Genomic DNA, 3,585 nt, shown 5'->3' with positions numbered 1-3,585 from the left:
GGATCACGCCGGTCAGGATCTGCATTCCGAGCATGAAGGAGAGGATGGCGCCGAAGGTCCACCAGTAGTTCAGATTGCGCGGCGTGGGGTAGACGACGAAAGAGGAGTGCATGAGCCCGAGGATCGGCAGACGTCGCTCGATCCATTGCAGGGCCGGATTACTCGGCTGGTAGTCGGATGGTCCGCTCATGATGCGATCCTGAGGAAATAATACGACATGACGGCGCGAGGCTTCGGACGAGGGCCCGAAGCTCAGCCGATCTGGATTTTGGTGTCGGAAACGAACTGGTACGGCGGCACCGGCAGGTTCGCGGGCGCGGGCCCCTGGCGGATGCGGCCGGACGAATCGTACTGCGAACCATGGCAGGGGCAGAAGAACCCGTCGTAATTGCCCTCATGAGCGATCGGAATGCAGCCGAGGTGGGTGCAGATGCCGATCACGACCAGCCATTGCTCATGGCCGGGCTTGACCCGGGCCTCGTCAGACTGCGGATCGGGCAGGCTCGCCACGTTGACGGCGCGCGCCTCGTCGATCTGTTTCTTGGTGCGATGGCTGATGTAGATCGGCTTGCCGCGCCAGAACACCTTGATGTCCTGCCCCTCGGCGACCGGGGTCAGATCGACCTCGATCGGCGCACCTGCGGCGATGGTCGAGGCGTCCGGATTCATTTGGGAGATGAAGGGCCAGAGCGCAGCTGCGCCCCCTACTGCTGCAGCTGCCCCGGTTGCAACGAATAAGAAATCACGGCGTGTCGGATGGTCCGCCGAAGACGCTGTCGTCACGATTCCAACCCTTTCTTCTTATGCTGCCGGCGGAACCGCTCCAGGGGGCGCCCACAAGCTCCCCAGAACAGGCTGCCGGCGCCCGCGGCCCCCCGCGGCGGCAGAACTTCGCGTGTCCCCACCAAAACACGGCGAAAACAGCAGTCCAGAATCGTTCTATTGGCACCCTTGCCGGGCGAGCGCAAGCCCGCTATCGGCGCGGGAGCGTGCAATGCACGAATTCCCGCGCTAGCGATGTTTTATTGAGACATTTCCAGCCGCCACCAACCCGTCGCACCCCATGCACATAGCGCTTTTCCAACCCGACATTCCGCAGAACACCGGCACGATTCTCAGGCTCTGTGCCTGCCTGGGGCTGGCCGCCCACATCATCGAACCGGCAGGCTTCCCGGTCTCCGACCGGCATTTCCGCCGGGCGGGAATGGACTACCTTGACCAGGTCAGCATCACCCGCCACGACTCCTGGTCGAAATTCGAGCAATGGCGCGCGGCGCAAGGCGCCCGGCTGCTGCTGTTCACCACCAAGGCGGCCACCGATTACCGCGATTTTCATTACCAGACGTCGGACATCCTGCTATTCGGGCGCGAGAGCGCCGGCGTCACCGACGCGGTGGTCGAGGCCGCGGATGCGCGGCTGGTGATCCCGATCACACCGGGGCTGCGGTCGCTCAATGTGGCGATGACCGCGGCGATGGCCGCAGGCGAAGCGCTGCGGCAGGTCCGGAACCAGCAGGTCTGACAGGTTGAGGAGAGACGATTGAGTTACGCGGTCAAGGAGATCTTCCTGACCCTGCAGGGCGAAGGCGCCCATGCCGGGCGCGCGTCCGTGTTCTGCCGTTTTGCCGGCTGCAATCTCTGGAGCGGCCGCGAGGCCGATCGCGCCGAGGCGACTTGCAAGTTCTGCGACACGGATTTCGTCGGCATCGACGGCACGCTGGGCGGCCGCTACGCCTCGGCCGCGGAACTCGCCGGCACCATCGCCGCGCAATGGACGGGATCGCAAGAAAACCGCTACGTGGTGCTGACCGGCGGCGAGCCGCTGCTGCAGGTCGATGCTGCCCTGGTCGACGCGCTCCATGCCCACGGCTTCGAGATCGGCGTCGAGACCAACGGCACGATCGCTCCGCCCGAGGGGCTCGACTGGATCTGCGTCAGCCCCAAGGGCGGAAGCGATCTGGTGGTGCGCCGCGGCCACGAGCTGAAGCTGGTCTATCCGCAGGCGCTCGCCGCGCCGGAGGCCTTCGAGGGCCTCGCCTTCGAGCGCTTCTCGCTGCAGCCGATGGACGGGCCGGAGGTCGCCGAGAACACCGCGCGCGCGATCGACTACTGCCTGCGTCATCCGCAATGGCGGCTCAGCGTGCAGACGCATAAATCGCTCGGCATCAGATAGGATTGGTTTTCGGACAGATGTGGGAATTGACGAAATCGTTCCGCTTCGAGGCGGCGCATTCACTGTCGGGAACGACGTTTGGCGCTGCCAGTGAAGAAATCCACGGCCACTCCTTCCGCGCCGAGGTGACGGTGCGCGGCACGCCCGATCCCGCGACCGGCATGGTGGTCGATCTCGGCCTGCTCCAGCGCGCGATCGAGGATGTGCGTGTGATGCTGGACCACAAGTTCCTCAACAAGATCGAGGCGCTGGGCACCCCGACGCTGGAGAATCTCGCGCGCTTCGTCTGGGAGCGGCTGGCCCATATCGGCAAGCTCACCCGCGTCAGCATCCACCGCGACAGTTGCAACGAGAGCTGCACCTATTACGGTCCGCAGGGTTAGTTACGGTCTCGTAGGGTGGGCAAAGCGTAGCGTGCCCACCATTCAAGACGACGCGTAAAAGTTGGTGGGCACGGCGCAAGAGCGCCTTTGCCCACCCTACAGGCTCCGCTGAGTAGCGACGGGAATGCAGATGGACGTTTCAACAATCGACGATCGCAAGGCCCGCGCCCGCGCCTGGTTCGAGCGCTTGCGCGACGACATCTGCGCAAGCTTCGAACGGCTGGAAGACGACGCGCCGCAAAGCCTCTATCCCGGCGAGGCCGGCCGCTTCGTGCGCACGCCGTGGCAGCGCACCGACCACTCTGGCGCGCCCGGCGGCGGCGGCGTGATGTCGATGATGTACGGCCGCCTGTTCGAGAAGGTCGGCGTGCACTGCTCGACCGTGCACGGCGAATTCGCCCCCGAATTCCGCGCGCAAATTCCGGGCGCGGCCGACGATCCGCGGTTCTGGGCCTCCGGCATCTCGCTGATCGCGCATCTGCGCAATCCGCATGTGCCCGCCGTGCACATGAACACGCGCTTCGTCGTCACCACCAAGGCCTGGTTCGGCGGCGGCGCCGACCTCACCCCGGTGCTGGATCGCCGGCGCACGCAGGGGGACGCCGACAGCATCGCCTTCCACGCCGCGATGAAGCAGGCCTGTGCGCAGCCGAACGGCGTCGCCGATTACGACAAGTACAAGACATGGTGCGACGAATATTTCTACCTGCCGCACCGGAAAGAGGCGCGTGGCATCGGCGGCATCTTCTACGACTGGCACGACAGCGGCGACTGGGACGCCGACCTCGCCTTCACCCAGGACGTCGGCCGTGCCTTCCAGAAGATCTACCCCGACATCGTGCGCCGCAATTTCGCGACGGCCTGGACGGCCGAAGATCGCGAGGAGCAACTGGTCCGGCGCGGACGCTATGTCGAATTCAACCTGCTCTATGACCGCGGCACCATCTTCGGACTCAAGACCGGGGGCAATGTGGATTCGATCCTGTCGTCGCTGCCGCCGGAGGTGAAATGGCCATGACTGCGATGAAG

The 3,585-nt window shown here is 65.0% G+C and carries 5 protein-coding genes and 1 pseudogene; 4 read left to right on the top strand and 2 right to left on the bottom strand.

All coding sequences use genetic code 11. The features are described 5' to 3' along the window. A pseudogene (locus ACXJL8_RS36595) lies at positions 1–190 on the bottom strand (hypothetical protein); the annotation flags it as partial. Positions 191–252: 62 nt separating this feature from the next. Then, the gene (petA, locus tag ACXJL8_RS36590; protein ID WP_282524363.1) at positions 253–783 is read right to left on the bottom strand and encodes a ubiquinol-cytochrome c reductase iron-sulfur subunit; all 531 of its coding nucleotides are present in this window, start codon (positions 781–783) and stop codon (positions 253–255) included. Positions 784–1,063: 280 nt separating this feature from the next. Between petA and ACXJL8_RS36585 the strand changes: the two genes are divergently transcribed. The 4 genes from ACXJL8_RS36585 (at position 1,064) to hemF (ending at position 3,574) form a co-directional block, all read left to right on the top strand. Further along, complete coding sequence (locus tag ACXJL8_RS36585) at positions 1,064–1,522, top strand: tRNA (cytidine(34)-2'-O)-methyltransferase (protein ID WP_456620459.1); 459 nt, start codon at positions 1,064–1,066, stop codon at positions 1,520–1,522. Positions 1,523–1,540: 18 nt separating this feature from the next. Further along, positions 1,541–2,173 (top strand): 7-carboxy-7-deazaguanine synthase, encoded by a 633-nt coding sequence (queE, locus tag ACXJL8_RS36580; RefSeq protein WP_456620458.1) that lies wholly within the window; start codon positions 1,541–1,543, stop codon positions 2,171–2,173. A 17-nt stretch (positions 2,174–2,190) separates the two neighbouring features. Further along, positions 2,191–2,556 (top strand): 6-pyruvoyl trahydropterin synthase family protein, encoded by a 366-nt coding sequence (locus ACXJL8_RS36575; protein WP_456620457.1) that lies wholly within the window; start codon positions 2,191–2,193, stop codon positions 2,554–2,556. A 130-nt stretch (positions 2,557–2,686) separates the two neighbouring features. Beyond that, positions 2,687–3,574 (top strand): oxygen-dependent coproporphyrinogen oxidase, encoded by an 888-nt coding sequence (gene hemF / locus ACXJL8_RS36570; RefSeq protein WP_456620456.1) that lies wholly within the window; start codon positions 2,687–2,689, stop codon positions 3,572–3,574. Positions 3,575–3,585: the final 11 nt, after the last annotated feature.

Source organism: Bradyrhizobium sp. P5_C11_2 (assembly GCF_054049755.1).
The sequence above is the reverse complement of the archived record's forward strand: the minus strand, read 5'-3'. Positions and strand labels throughout refer to the sequence as shown.

Coding starts and splice junctions, on each gene's coding strand:
- ACXJL8_RS36585 (WP_456620459.1), top strand. CDS start 1,064: ATGCACATAGCGCTTTTCCAACCCGACATTCCGCAGAACACCGGCACG.
- ACXJL8_RS36575 (WP_456620457.1), top strand. CDS start 2,191: ATGTGGGAATTGACGAAATCGTTCCGCTTCGAGGCGGCGCATTCACTG.
- hemF (WP_456620456.1), top strand. CDS start 2,687: ATGGACGTTTCAACAATCGACGATCGCAAGGCCCGCGCCCGCGCCTGG.